The organism is Acidovorax sp., assembly GCF_046339755.1.
Lineage (GTDB): Bacteria > Pseudomonadota > Gammaproteobacteria > Burkholderiales > Burkholderiaceae_C > Acidovorax.
Window position 1 is genome coordinate 1 of the sequence record NZ_JBKDTZ010000150.1, and the last position, 18,741, is coordinate 18,741.

At 67.9% G+C, this 18,741-nt stretch carries 18 protein-coding genes and 1 pseudogene; 13 read left to right on the plus strand and 6 right to left on the minus strand.

Annotated elements, in window-relative coordinates:
- The 5 genes and pseudogenes from ACK59X_RS12780 to ACK59X_RS12800 form a co-directional block, all read right to left on the minus strand.
- A pseudogene (locus ACK59X_RS12780) lies at positions 1–460 on the minus strand (GNAT family N-acetyltransferase); the annotation flags it as partial.
- A 280-nt stretch (positions 461–740) separates the two neighbouring features.
- The gene (locus ACK59X_RS12785) at positions 741–1,697 is read right to left on the minus strand and encodes a hypothetical protein (RefSeq protein WP_409957700.1); all 957 of its coding nucleotides are present in this window, start codon (positions 1,695–1,697) and stop codon (positions 741–743) included.
- Complete coding sequence (locus ACK59X_RS12790; protein ID WP_409957701.1) at positions 1,694–2,521, minus strand: hypothetical protein; 828 nt, start codon at positions 2,519–2,521, stop codon at positions 1,694–1,696. Before ACK59X_RS12790 ends, ACK59X_RS12785 begins: the two co-directional genes overlap by 4 nt.
- 2 nt (positions 2,522–2,523) lie before the next feature.
- The gene (locus tag ACK59X_RS12795; protein ID WP_409957702.1) at positions 2,524–3,414 is read right to left on the minus strand and encodes an ATP-binding cassette domain-containing protein; all 891 of its coding nucleotides are present in this window, start codon (positions 3,412–3,414) and stop codon (positions 2,524–2,526) included.
- A gap of 55 nt (positions 3,415–3,469) precedes the next feature.
- A complete protein-coding gene (locus tag ACK59X_RS12800; protein ID WP_145694738.1) occupies positions 3,470–3,952 on the minus strand; it encodes an Lrp/AsnC family transcriptional regulator in 483 nt (160 codons plus the stop codon).
- A gap of 166 nt (positions 3,953–4,118) precedes the next feature.
- On the opposite strand from ACK59X_RS12800, the gene ACK59X_RS12805 reads away from it, so the two are divergent.
- The 3 genes from ACK59X_RS12805 to ACK59X_RS12815 all read left to right on the plus strand — a co-directional run bounded on the left by ACK59X_RS12805 (position 4,119) and on the right by ACK59X_RS12815 (position 7,163).
- On the plus strand, positions 4,119–5,060 hold the full coding sequence (locus ACK59X_RS12805) for an esterase/lipase family protein (protein WP_409957703.1): 942 nt from the start codon (positions 4,119–4,121) through the stop codon (positions 5,058–5,060).
- Positions 5,061–5,080: 20 nt separating this feature from the next.
- Complete coding sequence (locus tag ACK59X_RS12810) at positions 5,081–6,076, plus strand: lipase secretion chaperone (RefSeq protein ID WP_409957704.1); 996 nt, start codon at positions 5,081–5,083, stop codon at positions 6,074–6,076.
- Positions 6,077–6,194: 118 nt separating this feature from the next.
- On the plus strand, positions 6,195–7,163 hold the full coding sequence (locus ACK59X_RS12815; RefSeq protein WP_409957705.1) for a Bug family tripartite tricarboxylate transporter substrate binding protein: 969 nt from the start codon (positions 6,195–6,197) through the stop codon (positions 7,161–7,163).
- 12 nt (positions 7,164–7,175) lie between these two features.
- Here the strand turns inward: ACK59X_RS12815 and ACK59X_RS12820 are convergent, their stop codons facing one another.
- On the minus strand, positions 7,176–8,072 hold the full coding sequence (locus ACK59X_RS12820) for an esterase/lipase family protein (RefSeq protein ID WP_409957706.1): 897 nt from the start codon (positions 8,070–8,072) through the stop codon (positions 7,176–7,178).
- A 102-nt stretch (positions 8,073–8,174) separates the two neighbouring features.
- Here ACK59X_RS12820 and ACK59X_RS12825 point away from each other — a divergent pair, with 102 nt between their 5' ends.
- The 10 genes from ACK59X_RS12825 to ACK59X_RS12870 all read left to right on the plus strand — a co-directional run.
- Entirely contained in the window at positions 8,175–8,915 is a 741-nt protein-coding gene (locus tag ACK59X_RS12825; RefSeq protein WP_409957707.1) for an FFLEELY motif protein, read from the plus strand.
- 66 nt (positions 8,916–8,981) lie between these two features.
- Positions 8,982–10,670, plus strand: coding sequence for an AMP-binding protein (locus ACK59X_RS12830; protein WP_409957708.1), 1,689 nt, complete (start codon positions 8,982–8,984; stop codon positions 10,668–10,670).
- 273 nt (positions 10,671–10,943) lie between these two features.
- A complete protein-coding gene (locus ACK59X_RS12835) occupies positions 10,944–11,897 on the plus strand; it encodes a sugar ABC transporter substrate-binding protein (protein WP_409957709.1) in 954 nt (317 codons plus the stop codon).
- Between the two features lie 9 nt (positions 11,898–11,906).
- A complete protein-coding gene (locus tag ACK59X_RS12840) occupies positions 11,907–13,493 on the plus strand; it encodes a sugar ABC transporter ATP-binding protein (RefSeq protein ID WP_409957710.1) in 1,587 nt (528 codons plus the stop codon).
- A complete protein-coding gene (locus ACK59X_RS12845; protein WP_409957711.1) occupies positions 13,490–14,482 on the plus strand; it encodes an ABC transporter permease in 993 nt (330 codons plus the stop codon). The genes ACK59X_RS12840 and ACK59X_RS12845 overlap by 4 nt, the downstream gene beginning before the upstream one ends.
- 34 nt (positions 14,483–14,516) lie before the next feature.
- The gene (locus ACK59X_RS12850) at positions 14,517–15,530 is read left to right on the plus strand and encodes a LacI family DNA-binding transcriptional regulator (RefSeq protein ID WP_409957712.1); all 1,014 of its coding nucleotides are present in this window, start codon (positions 14,517–14,519) and stop codon (positions 15,528–15,530) included.
- A complete protein-coding gene (rbsK, locus tag ACK59X_RS12855) occupies positions 15,527–16,480 on the plus strand; it encodes a ribokinase (RefSeq protein ID WP_409957713.1) in 954 nt (317 codons plus the stop codon). The genes ACK59X_RS12850 and rbsK overlap by 4 nt, the downstream gene beginning before the upstream one ends.
- Complete coding sequence (gene rbsD / locus ACK59X_RS12860; protein WP_409957714.1) at positions 16,477–16,866, plus strand: D-ribose pyranase; 390 nt, start codon at positions 16,477–16,479, stop codon at positions 16,864–16,866. The genes rbsK and rbsD overlap by 4 nt, the downstream gene beginning before the upstream one ends.
- Before the next feature lie 137 nt (positions 16,867–17,003).
- On the plus strand, positions 17,004–17,939 hold the full coding sequence (locus tag ACK59X_RS12865) for an MBL fold metallo-hydrolase (RefSeq protein WP_409957715.1): 936 nt from the start codon (positions 17,004–17,006) through the stop codon (positions 17,937–17,939).
- 288 nt (positions 17,940–18,227) lie between these two features.
- Positions 18,228–18,741 (plus strand): TonB-dependent receptor plug domain-containing protein (locus ACK59X_RS12870; RefSeq protein WP_409957716.1); only part of this gene is annotated, 514 nt, incomplete at its 3' end.

Consider the following 18,741-nt stretch of genomic DNA (forward strand, 5'->3'; position numbering starts at 1 on the left):
CCATGTTAACCCCTTCGTTGCGGGCCTGCATCACTGCCCGATCGATCAGTCGCGCAACGTAACCGCGGCCGCGGGGCAGCTTGAGTCCGGTCACGCCGAACTCGGCGCAATGCTCGTATTCGGGGTGCTCGGAAAAGGCCAAGTGCGCCATGGCGATGAGTTCCAGGCGGCGGTTGTAGATGCCGAAGATCTCGTCGCGGTTGAAGTCGAGCTGGTCCGCATAGCGGCGGATCTGCTCGTCGTTGGCGGCGTAGCCGAAGCGCAGGTAGCGGTCGGCAGGCTCCAGCTGCAACAGGTGGGCCGTGATGCGCTCGCGGTACGAAGGCCCGAGCGAACGGATGGGAACCATCAGTGGTGCCGACATGCTGCCCTCACTCTCATGGGGACGCCCCGTGACCGGGCGCAGCATTCCCCGGCCTGCGTCCCAGGATGCCTTGAGCCAGTCTTTGGTAGCGAACATAGCTCCAAATATAAGGGTTTTCCCTAGGAATTTCCAGTGATTTTTGCTGCGGCGCAGCAAAATAGTGAGGCACGTCGAGTTCCTTCAAGAAGTCGGTTGAAATGATGCTCAGCCTACGTCAGACGCTCTCGATTCCATAGCAAGGCAGCGGACATACCGGGTACGCGCCAGCCGCCATGGGCCGACATCCTGGCAGCGCCACGTTATGCCTGTCGCGCACGGGATGCAAGAGCAACACCCCCTGGCCGGGCGGGGCTGCCCGCTGCCGGCCCTCCATGGTTCAAGGCACCTTGCGGATGGGCGGGCCCTCGGCCTGCGATGTGTATGCCGACAGCACGGGCACGGGCGTGGGTGCCGTGGCGGGCACGCTGCACGCCACAGGCACACCCGGGGCCGCATCCCCGGAGCTGCTGCGCGCCTTCTTCAGCACGGCTGCACGATCCACCGACAGTGCGACGGAATTGCCCAGGTGCAGCACCGCGCTCTCCAGTCCCTGGGTTTCCGACAGATCCAGCTGCCCGGCGCGGGCATCCACCCTCAGCGAGCGCATTCGGGCCGCATTCACTTCCAGCGCTGCCGTGCCCCGGCGGGTGCGTTGCGCGCACTGGGCCACATCCTCGGCAACTCCGGGCACCTTCCAGGCGCCACAGGGCCGGCACTGTGTGGACCACAGATCGAGGTGCGTGACCGTGCCACGAACGGCGATCGCCTGCCCCACCACCTCCAGCCGCTCCACGGGGGCCTGGGCTTCGATGCGGGCCCGGGTGAGTGCCAGATGCCTGAACCGGGCAGGCAGCACGATCTCGTCCATCCACACCGAGGATTTTCCGTGCCGCCTGGGTTGCGCTGCGCCGAGCCCCCGGACTTGGGTCCAGCGCAGTACCAGCGTGTCGCCTTCGCGGGCCGCAGTGAGCCACGGGAACTTTCCGGGCAGTGTCTCCGGCTCATCGCCATCGCCCCGGCGCGACTGCACGATGATCCGCACCTCGGGCACATCGTCGAGCACAACGCGCACCGACATCTTCGAGGCATTGTCGCCCGCCTCCTCCAGCCTCAGCCCGGTGACTCCCTCCAGCGACTGGGCCTCGACGGTGTAAGCGACGGCGGTAGGCCCGGGCCTCTGGAAACGGTCCATGCCGCTCGTGATCAACAGCGCCCAGAACAACGCCAGCGTCGCCACGAAGAGCCAGCGCCCGAGCCGGTGCGGAGCACGCCGCCGGTTGGTGGTGGAGCTCACAGCAGCTCCTTTTCCTGCAGGTGCAGGTAGGCCTGCAGCCACAGCAAGGCGGGCAGGCCGATCCACAGCAGCGCATTGAGGGCATGGATGCCCGCGTCCAGCGATGCAAAGCGGCGCGACGACCACCATGCAAACAGCACGTCCCCTTGCGCACCCGCCATGGAGGCCACCAGCGCGGTGGATACGAACAGCGCAAAGCCCAGGGCAAGGGTCTTGAGCAGGGAGGCCCGCCCGAAGTAGAGCGAACCCGCCACGGCAAAGGCCTGCAGGGTCCAGACAGCGATCAGCAAGCCTGTTTGCTGGGCGGCCGGCATGGCCTGCCGCGCGGCCATCTTCGCCAGTGGCATGAAGAGCGCATAGTCCTCGGGCTTGAAGGCCTGGGGCTCCAGGGCAGAGCGCACCGCGATGGCGGCCTGCTGCACCGGCCAGGAAATCGCCAGGAACAGCAGGCTGTAGGCCAGCGGGTAGGCGATGGCCACGACCACGACGCACAGCGCCCATTTCTCGAACACCGATGCAGGCCGCATCAGTGCCAGCAAGGCCGACTCGCGCCGCGCCACGGCGCTGAAGTAGCGACCGGCAAACACGAAGCCCGTGAGGAACAGCCCGCCAAAGTACAGCGCCGCCTGCATACTGGTCTGGAAGGCCGCAAAGCCTGACACCCCCAGCATGAACAACAGCAGCGCGATGTAGAGCAGGCTGCAGACCAGCAGGTGCCCCAGGTACGTAGACCTTTGCTCTGCCCAATGGGCCCGGGCCAGGCGCCGCCACCGCGGCCAGGAGAAGGTCGTCGATTCGGGCCCGCGTACAGAAATGAATTCCATGCTCATGCTGGTTCCTGCGCCACGGCGTCCTGCTGCCATGGCGCCAACGCCGCCAGCATGCTGTCGCGGTTGAGGCTCATTGCCTTGTAGAGCAGTTCCAGTTGCACGGTGTGCTCCACCGCGGTGGGGGCGTCACCCCGCGAACGCAGCGCCACATAGGCGATCTGTTGGCCAATGCGCTCCTGGTAGAGCAGGCCCTCCTGTGCCGGCAGGTCCGCCGCGCTGTTGGCCACACCGGTGCGCAGCACCCCGGCCAGATCGGCCATGCGCGCCGACAGCGCCAGCTGCCCCTGGTCGATGAACCAGATGTGGCTCAGCACGCTTTCAAGGTCATGCGCCTGGTGGGTGCTGATGAGCACGGCGCGCTCGGCATGCTCGGGCCGCTGCACCAGTCGGCGGAACTGGCCCCGGCCCACGATATCCAGGCCGTTCGTGGGTTCGTCCATGAGCAGCAGCGGCGTGCCCGTGGCCAGCGCGAAGGCGATCGCCGCCTTTTTCTTCTGCCCCAGGCTCATGGCCTCGAAGCGGCTGGCGGTGGGCACTTCGAGCTCGTCCAGGTACGCCCCGAACAGGGCCTTGGAAAAGCGCGGGTAGAAGACGCCCTGCGTGTCCGCCAGCTGCGCCGTCGTGAGGTTGGGAAGGTGGAATTCCTCGGGCACGATGCAGATGCTCGCCAGGAAGTCCGCCGCCCGCTGGCGCGGCACATGGCCCATCACCTGCATGCGGCCGGCCCAGGGGGTGAGCAGCCCGCAGAGGAGCTTGAGCAGGGTGGATTTGCCACTGCCGTTGCGCCCGAAGAGGCCGTAGATGCCGGGTTGGCGCACCTGGGCCGAAAAGCCCTGGTAAAGCGCGTCGCGGCCATAGCCGAAATGCAGGTCGTCGATGGCGATCATGGGTGGCAGTCCGGCCTTTCCTGCGCGCAGGCGGAGCGCCACGGCGCGCGCATTGTCACACGGGCACTGCGGTCGTCGCCTTCACGCGGTCAAGCACGAAGCTGGTCTTGCAGTCCTGCACGCTGGGGTGCTTGAGCAAGGTGTCCATGATGAAGCGGCTGTAGTGCGCCATGTCGGCAACCACCACGCGCAGGAGGTAGTCCATCTCGCCCGTGAGCGAGGCGCATTCGACCACCTCGGGCCAGGTCTGCACGCTGGCGCGGAACACGTCCATGGGGTTGCGCTTGTGGCTTTCGGTGTGCTTTTCCAGGCGCACGTTGAGGTAGGCCGTGAGGCCCAGGCCCACGGCTTCGGGCGGCACCAGGGCGACATAGCGGGCGATCACGCCAGCGTCTTCCAGCCGCTTGACCCGGCGCAGCACGGCGCTGGGCGAGAGCCCCACCTGCTCGCCGATCACGTCGTAGGTCTCGCGGCCGTTTTCCTGCAAACGGCGCAGGATGGCCCGATCCAGCTTGTCAAGTGCGTTGAAAGCAGTCATTGCTCAGGATTTTACGAAAAATGAAGCCGCCGCGATGGCCCTTCATCAAACTCGGGTATGTCCCGATAGTGACACAGGGGCCTGCCAAAGAACAATGAATACCGCAAAAACGAACGACCGTTCTATTTTGCGCAAACCAAAAATATCCATCAACGGAGACAAGCACATGACCGGTTTCATTGGCCGCCTTCTGCGGCGATTGGCGCTCGCCGCTACCGCTTCGACACTGCTGCTCGGGGCCAGTGCCCATGCACAGGCCGGGTACACGCAGACGCGTTACCCCATCGTGCTGGTGCACGGGCTGTTCGGCTTTGATTCAGCGCTGGGCGTGGACTATTTCTACGGCATCCCTGACGCGCTGCGCCAGGGCGGTGCCAAGGTCTACGTCGCCCAGGTCTCGGCGGCCAACAGCACCGAGGTGCGCGGCGAGCAATTGCTGGCCCAGGTCAAGAACATCCTGGCCATCACGGGAGCAGCCAAGGTGAACCTGGTGGGCCACTCGCACGGCGGCCCCACGGCACGCTATGTGGCCGGGGTGGCCCCGGGCAAGGTGGCCTCGGTGACCTCGGTGGGCGGTGTGAACCGCGGCTCGCGCGTGGCCGACATCATGCGCGGCGTGGCGCCCGCTGGCTCGGTCTCCGAGACCATCGCCAATGGCGCCGCCACTGCCCTGGTGGCCTTGATCAACCTGACTTCGGGCGGCACCGGCCTGCCGCAGATGCCCACGGCAGCACTCGACTCGCTCACCACCAATGGATCGGCCGCCTTCAACCGGCGCTTCCCACAGGGGGTCCCGACCTCCGGCTGCGGCAACGGAGCGGAGCTGGTCAACGGCGTGCGCTACTACTCCTGGACCGGCACCAAGACGCTGACCAATGTGCTCGACGCCAGCGATGCCCTGCTCGGCGTGCTGGGCCTGGTGTTCGGCGAAGCCAACGACGGCCTGGTCTCGGCCTGCTCCTCGCGGCTGGGCACGCACCTGGGTGACCACCGCCAGAACCACCTCGATGAGGTGAACCAGCTGGTGGGCCTGCGCGACTGGTTCTCGACCGATCCGGTCACGCTGTACCGCCAGCAGGCCAACCGACTCAAGGCCGCCGGCCTGTAATTTTTGCGATGATCGCTGCCATGGACCGCCTTCCCCGCCCTGCCGTGACTGTCGCCATCGCCCTGGTGGTGATGGTCGCGGCCGTGCTCGGGTGGCGCGCCTGGCGGACCGCGGCGGGCCAGGGCACCGGTCCTGGCGCCAGCGCGGCTGCGCCTGCGGCAGCTGCGGCGGTGCCCGCGGGCAGTGCAGCATCGGCAACGCTCTCACCCGCGTCCGCGGCGCTTGCCGCGGCCTCGGCCGCCTCGCAGGCGGCCGCAGGGGCCGACCCCCTGCTGGTGCCCGGCCTGCGCAATACGCTGGAAGCCATGCTCTTCGAGGCCGGCGAAGCCAGCGACCCCGATGCGCTCAAGCAACGCCTGGCGCAGTTGGTGGGCCAGCATTTCCCGGCCGCGCTGGCCACCCGCGCCCTGGCCCTGGCCGAGCGCTATGTGGACTACCGCGTGGCGCTGGGGGCCTTGTCGGCCCCCCGTGACCCCAGCGATCCGCGTGCCTTGCGCGACGCCATGGAGGCACGCCAGAAAGTGCGGCAGCAGTACTTCCAGGGCGAAGAGTACGACGCCCTGTTTGCGCAGGAAGCCGAACTCGACCGCTACACCCTGGCACGGCTGGAGATCGCGCGCAATCCCCAGCTCTCGCCGCAGCAGCGCAGCGATGCGCTGCGCGCTGCCGAATCCGAGCTCGCCCCCGAGCGCCGCGCCGAGCGCACAGCGGCCACAGCCCACCTGGACGCCGCGGCACAGACTGCGGCCTTCAATGCACAGGGTGTGGGCGACGTACAGCGCCATATGGCGCGCAGCGCACAGTTCGGGGAGCAGGCGGCCCATGCACTGGCCCAGCTCGACCGCGAAGACCAGCATTGGCAGAGCCGGCTCGAGGAACTCAGCCACACCCGTGCGCAGCATGGCGAAGCGGCTGCGCAGGCCCTGCGCCAGCAGCTGTTCACGACCGAAGAACTGCAGCGTGTGGACGCGGCCCTGGCGCTGCGCGCCCTGCAAGCAGGCGCTTCTGCGCGCTGAACCAGGACGGCGGCCAGGCACCCGCAGAGACGGGTGGTTTGACCGTTCGGACAGTAACAAAGGGTAAACCCTGTACGGGTGCATATACTGCGCGATCCTGGAACTCTTGAGGATCCCGATGTCGCTCCGTAGCATCTTGTTCAGCGCGGCCTTGGCCAGCTTGGCCACCGCCGCACTGGCCCAGACCCCTTCCGCCCCGATGACCATCGTGGTGCCCTACCCTGCGGGCGGCCCGCTGGACACCTCGGCCCGCATCATCGCGGAAGGCGCGGCTGCGCAGTTGGGTGCCATCAAGGTCGAAAACAAGCCCGGCGCCGGCGGTGGAACCGGTGCCGACCTGGTGGCCAAGTCTCCTGCCGGCAGCAACCAGCTGCTGATGGGAGCCGTGGCCACCCATGCGGTGAACCCCTGGCTGTACAAGAACTTCCCGTACAACCCGATCAAGGACTTCAAGCCCATCTCGCTCGTGGCCCGCACGCCCAACGTGCTGGTCGTGAATGCCGAGCAGGCCACCAAGCTGGGCATCAAGACCACGCCGGACCTGGTGCAGTATCTCAAGAAGAACCCCGACCAGGCCAAGTACGGCTCGGGCGGCAACGGCAGCATCGGCCACATCTCGGCCGAGATGTTCAAGTCGCTCACCAACACCAAGATGGGCCACACGCCCTTCCAGGGATCCAACCCGGCCCTGGCGGCGCTGCAGTCGGGCCAGGTGCTGCTGGTGTTCGACAACCTCGCATCGGCACTGCCGCACATCCGCTCGGGCAAGCTGCACGCGCTGGGCGTAACCACCCTGAGCCGCAACGAGGCATTGCCTCAGGTGCCCAGCATCAATGATTCGGTGCAGGGCTTCAACGTGTCGACCTGGTTCGGGCTGTTCGCCCCGGCATCGCTGCCGCAGGTGGACGCCCAGCGCTATGCCGCGGCGTTCACGGCCGCCATGCAATCGCCTGCCGGCAAGGAAAAGTTCAAGCAGATGGGCATCACGCCCGAAGAACTCACGCTCGATGGCTTCGCGCAGTTCGTGCGCTCTGAGAACAGCAAGTACGAATTCCTGATCCGCGCCGCCAAGATCAAGATCGAGTAGGCACCGGTGAGCTCAGCCCCTGCCGATCTCGGCCAGGCAGGCGCTGATGACCTCGGGGTGAAGCGCCATCTCCACGTGCGCCGGGCCATCGAGGAAACGGTTGTCCGCACCCGCCAGGGTCGCGGTGCTGGCCGGGAAGACGATGTTGTCGCAGTTGGAGTACCAGCACACGAAGCGCTGGGCACGCCCCTGCGGCTCCACGCTCAGCAGCCCCTTCACCCAATCGCCCGCCAGGCTCATCTGGCGGCCGTTGACGGCACGGCTGAAGCGCCCGAGCCAGGTGCCGCCATGCGGCGTACCCAGGGTCAGGATGCGGTGCACGCGCGCATCGGCCGCATGCGCGCGCAGCCAGGCACGTGCCGCCAGGCCGCCCATGCTGTGGCAGAGCAGCACCGGCGCCATGCCGGTGGCGGCCGTCACCCGCAGCACGGCGTCTTCGATGATCGCGGCATAGTCGTCGATGGAGCCCATCACCGGCTCCAGGTTCACCGCCACATGGGCATGGCCTTGAGCGCGCAGCGGCCCATGCCAGGGCAGCCACAGCCCCCGGTTGCACATGAAGCCTTGCACCAGCACCTCGCCGCGGCGCCCCGTGGCCTGAGCCGGCAGCCAGTCCCCCACGGCCTGGTGGCGAAACGGCTGGCGCCAGCAGAACACCACCAAGGCCACCCAGACCTCGGCCCACCAGGCGCGCACCACCTGTGCAACGCGCGCGCGGGGCGCGCCATCGCCCCGGTTGAGGTGGTGCATGAGCACGAACTCGACGGCCATCACCAGCCAGAACAGGGCCAGTGGCAGCAGCGCGCCGGCCAGCGCCCGAGCGGGGGATTGCGGCCACTGCCAGACCAGCCAGGCGGTCTCGGCCAGTGCCAGGATCAAGAGGAGGATTTTTTGCCAGCGCGCAATCATGGTTTGCAGTGGAGTTGTTTCCGGTCAACGGCGGCTGTTCAAGAGCATTTTGAACAGGGTCTAATGGCATGCCTGCATTGTGCGGCCACACGAGAGGGACCTATGGACGCGGCCCAGACCATCCGCGACAGCATTGCCGATGTCAACGCCCTGCGCCTGCACCGCACGGGGGACGCGCCCCTGGGGGTCGCCGTGGCGACCATCAAGACCCTGCAGGCGCGCCGCTTTGCGGGCACCTATGCGGACCTGATGACTTCGCCCGCGTTCGGCCCCGCAGCGCGCTTTTTTCTGGAAGAACTCTACAGCGACCGCGACTACACGGCGCGCGACCAGCAGTTCGGCCGCATCGCCGGCACGCTGCAGACCATGTTCCCGCGCCCCGTGGTGGACACGGCCGTGGCCCTGGCCGTGCTGCACGCCCAGACCGAGAACCTGGACCAGGACATGGGCCGCGCCTGGCTGCAGACCGACAAGGCCGAACCCGAGGCCATGCGCTACACCAGCGCCTGGCGCGCCGTGGGCCAGCGCGCCGGGCGCCAGCAACAGCTTGCGCGCGTGCTGGCCATGGGCCGCGACCTGGCGCGCCTGACCCGGGCACCCGGCCTGCGCACCATGCTGCGCATGATGCGCGGGCCGGCCACGGCGGCCGGCATGGGCGCGCTGCAGCAATTCCTCGAAGCCGGGTTCGACACCTTCGGCCAGCTGGCACGCCAGCGCGGTGCGGTCGAAGAGTTCCTGGCCACCATCAAGCAACGCGAGCAAGCCCTGATGAGCCTGCTGTTCGACGGCGATGCTGTCACCTCGGGGACCGAACTGGCCCGCACCCTAGGACAAGCCCGGTAGCCGCCTTACTGCCTGCACTTCCACAATCTGTGCCCATCTATCTACTGGTGAGCACAAGGAAAGCGCATGGAAAAGATCTGGCTCAAGAGCTACCCACCGGGCGTCCCGCATGACGTGAAGCCCGAGCAATACCGCTCTGTGGCCCATATGCTGGAAGAATCCTTCCGCAAGAATGCATCGAGCCCGTTCTCGGTCTGCATGGACCAGTGGATGTCGTACGGCGAGCTTGATCGCCTGTCCGGCGCCCTGGGCGCCTATCTGCAGGGCCTGGGCCTGGAGCCCGGGGCGCGCGTGGCCATCATGCTGCCCAATGTGCCCCAGTTCGGCGTGACGATGGCCGCCGTGCTGCGCGCAGGCTACACCTGTGTGAACGTGAACCCGCTGTATACGGCACGCGAACTGCAGCACCAGTTGAAAGACTCGGGCGCCACGGCCATCGTGATCCTGGAGAATTTCGCCCACACGCTGGCCGAGGTGATCGACAACACGGCCGTGCAGCATGTGGTCATGGCCTCCATGGGCGACCTGCTGGGCTTCTGGTTCGGCCACTGGATCACCTTCGCCGTGCGCCACCTGGCCAAGATGGTGCCGGCCTACGAGCTGCCGCTGACCAACGGCCGCAAGGTCATGCCGTTCAAGAAGGCACTGGCCCTGGGCGAGCGCCGCACGCTGGCCCCCAGCCAGGCCACGCTCGACTCCATTGCCTTCCTGCAGTACACGGGTGGCACCACCGGCCTGTCCAAGGGCGCGGTGCTGACGCACCGCTGCATCGTGGCCGCCACGCTGCAGGCCGAGGCCTGGTTCACGCCCGCTCTCTCCAAGGTGGGCGATCTCAGCAAGGCCAACAGCATCGCCGCCCTGCCGCTGTACCATATCTTCGCGCTCACGCTGTGCCTCTTGGCCATCCGCCAGGGCTCCAGCCTCACGCTGATCCCGAACCCGCGCGACATCCCCAAGTTCGTGGCCGAGCTCAAGAAGCGCCCCTTCCACATGCTGCCGGCCGTGAACACCCTGTTCAACGCCCTGCTGCAGAACCCGCAGTTCCGAGCGCTCGACTTCTCGCACCTGTGCGTGTCGCAGGCCGGGGGCATGGCCGCCTCCGAAGGCACAGCCAAGCAATGGCAGAAGGTCACGGGCAACACCATGATCGAGGGCTGGGGCATGAGCGAGACCTGCGCCATTGGCACCAACAACCCGGTGACCAACACCGAGTTCAGCGGCACCATCGGCCTGCCTTTGCCGGGCATCGACATCGCCATCAAGGACGATGCGGGCAACAGCCTGGCCCAGGGCGAATCGGGCGAGATCTGCATCCGCGGCCCCAACGTCATGACCGGCTACTACAACCAGCCCGAAGAAAATGCCAAGGCCTTCACTGCCGATGGCTTCATGCGCACGGGCGACATCGGCATCATGGACGAGCGCGGCTACACCCGCATCATCGACCGCAAGAAGGACATGATCCTGGTCAGCGGCTTCAACGTCTTCCCCAACGAGCTGGAACAGGTCGTCTCGTTGTGCCCCGGCGTGGTGGAGTGCGCGGCCATCGGCATTCCGGACGAAAAGCAGGGCGAGGCGATCAAGATCTTCGTGATCAAGAGCGACCCGGCCCTGAGCGAGGAAGACGTGGCCCGCTTCTGCCAGGAAAACCTCACCGGCTACAAGCGCCCCAAGTACATCGAGTTCCGCGATGAACTGCCCAAGAGCAATGTGGGCAAGATTTTGCGCCGGGAGTTGCGCTCGCCCACGGCCTGAACACGGCGCGGGCCACACCACTTTCGAGGGCGCTTCGGCGCCCTTTTTTTGCGTGCCGCGGCCATACCGTACGCCATTTTCATTGACCTCAAGGGCTCTTCGACGGGAGAGCATTGCGGGTTAACACCAATTAGCAAACGTTTGCGCAAACGATTGCTAACGTTATGATCGCGCTGCGACACCGCACTGGCCGGGCACGCCGCCAGGGCTTCGCGCCGTTGCGCGCGGCTTCTCGGTGGCCGTGCCATGCCCACCATTCCAACAGGAGACACCATGCAGTTCACCCGCCGTTCCGTCCAGACCGCCGCCGCCATTGCCGTGCTCGGCGGCATGCTTGCCAGCCCCGTGTGGGCGCAGGACAAGCCCAAGATCGCCCTGGTCATGAAATCGCTGGCCAACGAGTTCTTCCGCACCATGGAAGACGGCGCCAAGGCGCACCAGAAGGCCCACGCCAGCGAATACACGCTGGTGGCCAACGGCATCAAGAACGAGACCGATACGGCTGCCCAGATCAAGATGATCGAGCAGGCCGTGGCGCAGAAGGTCAGCGCCATCGTGCTGGCGCCGGCCGACTCCAAGGCCCTGGTACCGGCCGTCAAGGCCGCCGTGGACAAGGGCATCATCGTGGTCAACATCGACAACCGCCTGGACGGCGATGCGCTGAAGGAAAAGAACCTCACCGTGCCCTTCGTCGGCCCCGACAACCGCGCCGGTGCGAAGCTGGTGGGTGACCACCTGGCCAAGTCGCTCAAGTCGGGCGACAAGGTGGGCATCATCGAGGGCGTGTCCACCACCTTCAATGCGCAGCAACGCACCCTGGGCTACAAGGATGCCATGCAGGCCGCCGGCATCAACGTGGTGGGCGTGCAGTCGGGCCAGTGGGAGATCGAGAAGGGCAACACCGTCGCTGCCGGCATGCTGCGCGAGCACCCCGACCTCACGGCCCTGCTGGCCGGCAATGACAGCATGGCACTGGGCGTGGTGGCCGCCGTCAAGGCCGCGGGCAAGACCGGCAAGGTTCAGGTGGTGGGCTATGACAACATCGGCGCGATCAAGCCCATGCTGGCCGATGGCCGTGTGCTGGCCACCGCCGACCAGTACGCCGCCAAGCAGGCCGTGTTCGGTATCGAGCTGGCCCAGAAGGCCATTGCCGCCAAGACGCCCCAGGCCCAGTTGCCCGCCGAGGTGAAGACCGAGGTGGTGCTGATTACCAAGGGCAGCAAGTAACCTCTGCCCATGACCCGGCCGCTCTCCCCGCCCCCAGCCGCCCCGCTGCTGTCGATCGACGCAGTGGGCAAGGACTACACCGCCACCGTGCTCGAAGGCGTGACACTGGCGCTCAACGCCGGTGAGGTGCTGGCGCTCACGGGGGAGAACGGGGCGGGCAAGAGCACGCTGTCCAAGATCGTCTGCGGGCTGGAGCAGGCCACGCGCGGCGGCATGCGCCTGGCCGGTGAGACCTATGCCCCCGCCTCGCGCCGCGAGGCCGAGCGCCTGGGCGTGCGCATGGTGATGCAGGAGCTGGGCCTGGTGCCCACGCTCACCGTGGCCGAGAACCTGCTCATGGGCCGGCTGCCGCACCGCGCCGGCTGGCTGCGGCGGGATGCGCTGCACACCGCCGCACGCGCGCAACTGGCCAAGATCGGCCTGGAGCACATCGACCCGGCCACCCCGGTGTCGCGCCTGGGCATCGGCCAGCAGCAGATGGTGGAGATCGCGCGCAACCTGCAGGACGACACGCGCATCCTGGTGCTCGACGAGCCCACCGCCATGCTCACGCCGCGCGAGACCAATTATCTGTTCGAGCAGATCGCGCGCCTGACGGCGCGCGGTGTGGCCATCGTCTACGTATCGCACCGCCTGGAAGAATTGCGCCGTATTGCCGACCGCGTGGCCGTGCTGCGCGACGGCCGCCTGGTGGATGCGCGCCCCATGGCCGGCCTGAGCGAGGACGACCTGGTGCAGCGCATGGTGGGCCGCTCCGTGAGCGACCTGGAGCACCGCTCGCGCCGCAAGGCCGGCCCGGTGGTGATGAGCGCCCAGGGCATGGGCCGCGGCACGGCCGTGCAGGACGTGAGCCTGGAGCTGCGCGCGGGCGAGGTGTTCGGCGTGGCGGGCCTGGTGGGCTCGGGCCGCACCGAGCTTGTGCGCCTGCTGTTCGGCGCGGACCGCGCCGACCGGGGCAGTGTCACGCTGCACTCCGGTCCAGACACCGACCCGCGCGTGCTGCCGCGCGGCTTTGCCTCACCGATGCAGGCCATCGCGGCCGGAGTGGGCCTGGTCACCGAAGACCGCAAGTCCCAGGGCCTGCTGCTGGCCCAGTCCATTCGCGTCAACGCCACGCTGTCCGACCTGTCCGCGATCTCGCGCGCGGGCTGGCTGCAGCGCGCCAAGGAAAACCGCCTGGTGCAGGGCTTCGTCCAGACGCTGGGCATCCGCTGCCGCAGCCCCGAGCAGCCCGTGGGCACGCTGTCGGGCGGCAACCAGCAGAAGGTGGTGTTCGCGCGCTGGCTGCACCGCGAAGGCCGGGTGCTGCTGCTCGACGAACCCACGCGCGGCGTGGACGTGGGCGCACGCGCCGAGCTCTACGGCGAGCTTGACCGCATGGCCGCCAACGGTCGCGCCTTGCTCATGGTGTCGTCCGACCTGCGCGAGCTGATGGCCATGGCCGACCGCATCGGCGTGATGAGCGCCGGCCGCCTGGTGGCCGTGTTCGAGCGCGGCCAGTGGTCCGAGCAATCGCTGCTGGCCGCGGCATTTTCCGAGCCGGGCGGCCGTGACGCCCCTGGGCATTCCCCCTCTTCTTCTCCTGCCACCGCATGAACGCCCCCGCATCCCCTGCCACCGTCGTGGCGCCCCGCCCCACGCCCGCCTGGCGCAGCCAACTGGGAACCTACCTCGGGCTGCTGGCCGTGCTGGCGGGCATGGTGGCACTGTTCTCCACGCTTTCCGAGTATTTCTGGAGCGCCGAGACCTTCATCACCATCGCCAACGAGATCCCGGCGCTGGCCGTGATGGCTGTGGGCATGACCTTCGTGCTCATCATCGCAGGCATCGATCTGTCGGTGGGCTCGGTGATGGCGCTTTCCGCCGCCACCTCGGCCGCGGCCATCGTGCAGTGGAAATGGAGCGTGCCGGCCGCCGCGCTGCTGGCGCTGGCCACAGGGCTCATTTGCGGGACTGTCACCGGTGCCGTGTCGGTGGCCTGGCGGCTGCCGACCTTCATCGTCTCGCTGGGCATGCTCGAAGCCGTGCGCGGCGGCGCCTATGTGGTGACGGACTCACGCACGCAGTATGTGGGCGATGCCATCTCGTGGCTGGCCGCGCCGGTGCTCGGCGGCATCTCGGTGGCCTTCCTGATCGCGCTGGTGCTGGTGGTGGTGGCGCAGTTGGTGCTCACACGCACGGTGTTCGGCCGCAGCGTGGTGGGCATCGGCACCAACGAAGAGGCGATGCGCCTGGCGGGCGTGGACCCGCGGCCCGTGCGCATCATCGTATTCGCCGTGACCGGCCTGCTGGCAGGCCTGGCCGGGCTGATGCAGTCGGCCCGGCTGGAGGCGGCCGACCCCAATGCCGGCACCGGCATGGAGCTGCAGGTGATCGCCGCCGTGGTGATCGGCGGCACCAGCCTGATGGGCGGTCGCGGCTCGGTGGTGAACACCGCTTTCGGTGTGCTGATCATCGCCGTGCTGGAAGCCGGCCTGGCCCAGGTGGGTGCGAGCGAGCCGAGCAAGCGCATCATCACGGGCGTAGTGATCGTCGCCGCGGTCATCGTGGACACCCTGCGCCAGCGCCGCGCAGCCGCGGCATGATCCCCTTGTATCCGAACCTTTCCTGATTTCCTGCATGGCTACCATCAAAGACGTCGCGCGGCACGCCGACGTATCGGTCACCACGGTGTCCCACGTGGTCAACGGCACGCGCCACGTGAGCGCCGAAGGCCGTGCGCGCGTGGAAAAAGCCATCCGCGAGCTGGGCTATGTGCCCAGCGCCATTGCACGCAGCTTGAAGAGCAACAACACGCGCACGCTGGGCATGTTGATCCCCAACAGTTCCAACCCCTACTTCGCCGAGATCGTGCATGCGGTGGAGGACCGCTGCTTCGGCGCGGGCTACAACCTCATCCTGTGCAACACCAATGACGAGGCGCACCGCCAGGGCAGCTACCTGCAGGTGCTGGCCGAGCGGCGTATCGACGGGCTGATCGTGGTTTCCACCGGCCACGACGCCACCCTGCCCACGCAACTGGCGGGCCTGTCCATCCCCACCGTGCTGGTGGACCGCGAGATCGAGCTGGCCGAGCAGCAGCCCTGCGATCTGGTGGAAACCGCCCACATGCAGGGCGGCCTGCTGGCCACGCGCCATCTGCTGTCGCTGGGCCACCGGCGCATCGCCTGCATCGGCGGGCCGGAGGGCATTGCGCCCAGCGAGCAGCGCATCGCCGGCTGGCGCAGCGCGCTGGCCGATGCCGGCTGCGGCACAGGCGAAGGCCTGCTGTGGCATGGCCACTTCACCAGCCAGGGCGGCTATGAAGCCATGCATGCCGTGCTGCGTGCGCAGCAGCCCCCCACCGCCGTCTTCGTCTGCAACGACCTGATGGCCATGGGCGCGCTGTGCGCCGCCCACGAACGCGACCTGCGCGTGCCCGAGGCGCTGTCCATCGTGGGCTTCGACGACATCGAGCTCACCGCCTTCACCAGCCCGCCGCTGACCACCGTGGCCCAGCCCAAGCAGCGCATCGGCGCGCTGGCGGTGGACATGCTGCTCGAACGCATCGATGGCAAGCGCCAGGATGCGCGCAAGGTCATGCTGCAGCCCGAACTGCGCGTACGTGCCTCCACGGCACCGGCCCTGCCATGACGGGCGCAGTGAAGCACGCCCCCCCCACCATCGCCGTGGTGGGCAGCCTGAACATGGACCTGGTGCTGCAGGTGGCCCAGGCCCCCGGGCCCGGCGAGACCGTGCTGGCCCAGGCACTGCACCTGGTGCCCGGTGGCAAGGGCGGCAACCAGGCCGTGGCCTGCGCGCGCCAGGGTGCGCAGGTGCATCTGTTCGGCCGTGTGGGCGACGATGCCTATGGCCGCACGCTGCGCGCCGGCCTCGCGCAAGACGGCATCGACCACAGCGGGGTGCAGGCCGCCCCGGCCGAAACCACGGGCGTGGCCGCCATCACCGTGGAGGCCAGCGGGCAGAACCGCATCGTCGTGGTGCCGGGTGCCAATGGCCGCTTCGCACTCGACACCCGGGCACTCGCACCCGTGCTGGCCCATGCCAGCAGCCTGGTGCTGCAGTTCGAGACCCCCCTGCCCCAGGTGCTGGCTGCCGCACAGCAGGCGTTTGCCACCGGCTGCCCGGTGCTGCTCAACCCCTCGCCCATCCAGCCCCTGCCCGCCGGCCTGTGGCCGCTGGTGCACACCCTGGTGGTCAACGAGGTGGAGGCTGCGGCCCTGGCCGGCACGGCCGTGGAGACCGTAGCCGACGCCGCCGTAGCCGCTCAGGCGCTGCGCGGCCTGGGCCCGGCCCAGGTGGTGGTGACCTTGGGCGCCGCGGGTGCCGTGGCCGCCGACACCCTGAGCAGCACGCACCACCCTGGCATGCGGGTGAAGGTGGTTGACACCACCGCCGCGGGCGACACCTTCCTGGGCGCCCTGGCCGTGGCCCTGGCCCAGGGCGAGCCCCTGAATGCCGCCGTGCGCGAAGGCATCCGCGCTGCCGCGCTGTGTGTGACGCAGGCCGGCGCGCAGCCCTCCATCCCGACCCGGGCCGCCGTGGCGGCCAGCCCCTTGCCACCCGACTGGATCCCCCTGTGAAACGCACCCCCCTGCTGCACGCCGAACTCTCCCACGCCATTGCCAGCCTGGGCCATGGCGACATGCTGGTGATCGGCGACGTGGGCCTGCCCATTCCGCCCGGCCCGCGCCGCATCGACCTGGCGCTCACGCCCGGCATCCCGGCCTTGGCCGATGTGCTGCAGGCGGTGCTTGCGGAGATGCAGGTCGAGCGCGCCCTGATCGCAACGGAAGCCGTGGAGCGCGCCGCGGGCGCCCTGCCCGGCTGGTGCACCTTGCCCGTGGTGCCCGAGGCGCTGCCGCACGAAGACTTCAAGCGCCTGTGCCGTGAGGCCCGCGTGATGGTGCGAACGGGGGAGTGCACACCGTATGCGAACGTGATCCTCTGCGCCGGTGTGACGTTTTGATGGCAGTCACGTTCTGATGCACTCCAACTGCCTACGCACGGGTTTTGGATAACCCGGCGGAGGTTTGCACTGGGTTAGGCTGGCAGATCGCAGCAGCGGGGCCACCGCTGCGCCAAGCCATCTGCCAGCCCATCCCGATGTCCACGCCTGCTTCTGCCACGCCCTTTCTCCCCTCCGGAATCGCCGTGCTGGAACGCGGCTGGCTGTCGGCCAACAACATCGTGTTCGTCGGACACTACGACACTGCCGTGGTCGATACCGGCTACTGCAGCCATTCCGAGCAGACGGTGGCGCTGGTGCAGGCGGCCCTGGGCGGCAGGCCCCTGGACCGTGTGCTCAACACCCATCTGCACAGCGACCACTGCGGCGGCAATGCCGCGCTGCAAAAGGCCTGGCCGCGCGTGCTCACCGCCATACCGCCCGGCCAGGCCCGCCATGTGCGCCAGTGGGATCCCTATGCCCTGAGCTACACGCCCACCGGCCAGCAGTGCCCGCCGTTCCGTGCCGATACGCTGCTGGACCCCGGCTCCTGCGTGCTGCTGGGCGACCGCACCTGGCAGGTGCATGCCGCGCCGGGGCACGACACGCATTCCATCGTGCTGTTCGAGCCGCGCGATGCCATCCTGATCTCGGCCGATGCGCTGTGGGAAAACGGCTTCGGCGTGGTCTTCCCAGAGCTGGAAGGCGAGGACGCCTTTGCCCAGGTGGGCGCCACGCTGGACCTGATCGAGCGCCTGGCGCCACGCACGGTGATCCCGGGCCACGGGCCGGTGTTCTCCGATGCCCCGCGTGCCATTGAAGGTGCACGCCGCCGGCTCGACGGCTTTGTGCGCAACCCGCACAAGCATGCGCTGTACGCCGCCAAGGTGCTGCTCAAGTACAAGCTGCTCGAATGGCAGCAGATCAGCCTGGCCGAGCTCACGGCCTGGACCCAGGCCACGCCCTACTTCGGCATGCTGCACCAGCGCCACTTTGCCGACCAGGAAGAAAGCAGTTGGCTGCAGGGCCTGATGGAGGACCTGGTGCGCTCCGGCGCTGCGGTTCGCCGGGGCGAACTGCTGCACAACGCCTGAGGGCCACGCCGCCTTTTCGGGCACCCGGATCTCTTTCGGGTGGATGGTGGATCCGCCTGTTGCCGTGATGCGACATTCCATGCGGTTTTTTGGGGCGAATCCGCTGGCATTGCAGCGAGATGCAATCACCTTTAAATGATAGTAGTTATCATTTAACGTTCCTTGCACGCTGGGCCACCAGCCGCGAGATTCCAGCCAGCCAAACGGCAGGCACCCGCGCCTGCCGCGGCGTGCCGTGTTGTCCCAGTAGCCAGCCAAGTTCCGGTCTCTCACTCACACGGTCCTTCCATGGCGCACAACACTACATACATCAAGAGCCGCAAACACCCCGCCGCGGGCGCGCGCGTCAACTCCGTCGGCATGGCCGCTGCGGCTGCCCTCGTGGCACTGGGCATGCCGGCGCAGGCACAGACCGCCTCCAGCGGCACCCTTCCGGAGGTGAAGGTCGAATCGGCGGGCGATGCAGGCTACAAGGCCGGCACGGTCTCCTCGCCCAAGTTCACCCAGCCGCTGCTGGACACGCCCCAGACCATCTCGGTCGTCAAGGAACAGGTGCTGCGCGAGCAGGCCGCATCGACCCTGACCGAGGCCCTGCGCAACACCCCTGGCGCCAGCACCTTCTTCCTGGGCGAGAACGGCAACACCAGCACCGGCGATGCGATCTACATGCGCGGCTTCGACAGCTCCAGCAGCATCTTCGTGGACGGCGTGCGCGACCTGGGTGCCGTCTCGCGCGACGTGTTCAACATCCAGCAGGTCGAAGTGGTCAAGGGCCCGGCCGGCACCGACAACGGCCGCACCG

Bases quoted from the DNA above. Each gene is read 5' to 3' on its own strand.
- ACK59X_RS12840 (WP_409957710.1), top strand. From the start codon at position 11,907: ATGACCCGGCCGCTCTCCCCGCCCCCAGCCGCCCCGCTGCTGTCGATC.
- ACK59X_RS12835 (WP_409957709.1), top strand. From the start codon at position 10,944: ATGCAGTTCACCCGCCGTTCCGTCCAGACCGCCGCCGCCATTGCCGTG.
- ACK59X_RS12830 (WP_409957708.1), top strand. From the start codon at position 8,982: ATGGAAAAGATCTGGCTCAAGAGCTACCCACCGGGCGTCCCGCATGAC.
- ACK59X_RS12805 (WP_409957703.1), top strand. From the start codon at position 4,119: ATGACCGGTTTCATTGGCCGCCTTCTGCGGCGATTGGCGCTCGCCGCT.
- ACK59X_RS12850 (WP_409957712.1), top strand. From the start codon at position 14,517: ATGGCTACCATCAAAGACGTCGCGCGGCACGCCGACGTATCGGTCACC.
- ACK59X_RS12795 (WP_409957702.1), bottom strand. From the start codon at position 3,414: ATGATCGCCATCGACGACCTGCATTTCGGCTATGGCCGCGACGCGCTT.
- ACK59X_RS12815 (WP_409957705.1), top strand. From the start codon at position 6,195: ATGTCGCTCCGTAGCATCTTGTTCAGCGCGGCCTTGGCCAGCTTGGCC.
- ACK59X_RS12865 (WP_409957715.1), top strand. From the start codon at position 17,004: ATGTCCACGCCTGCTTCTGCCACGCCCTTTCTCCCCTCCGGAATCGCC.
- ACK59X_RS12810 (WP_409957704.1), top strand. From the start codon at position 5,081: ATGGACCGCCTTCCCCGCCCTGCCGTGACTGTCGCCATCGCCCTGGTG.
- ACK59X_RS12845 (WP_409957711.1), top strand. From the start codon at position 13,490: ATGAACGCCCCCGCATCCCCTGCCACCGTCGTGGCGCCCCGCCCCACG.
- ACK59X_RS12825 (WP_409957707.1), top strand. From the start codon at position 8,175: ATGGACGCGGCCCAGACCATCCGCGACAGCATTGCCGATGTCAACGCC.
- ACK59X_RS12790 (WP_409957701.1), bottom strand. From the start codon at position 2,521: ATGGAATTCATTTCTGTACGCGGGCCCGAATCGACGACCTTCTCCTGG.
- ACK59X_RS12820 (WP_409957706.1), bottom strand. From the start codon at position 8,072: ATGATTGCGCGCTGGCAAAAAATCCTCCTCTTGATCCTGGCACTGGCC.
- rbsK (WP_409957713.1), top strand. From the start codon at position 15,527: ATGACGGGCGCAGTGAAGCACGCCCCCCCCACCATCGCCGTGGTGGGC.
- ACK59X_RS12800 (WP_145694738.1), bottom strand. From the start codon at position 3,952: ATGACTGCTTTCAACGCACTTGACAAGCTGGATCGGGCCATCCTGCGC.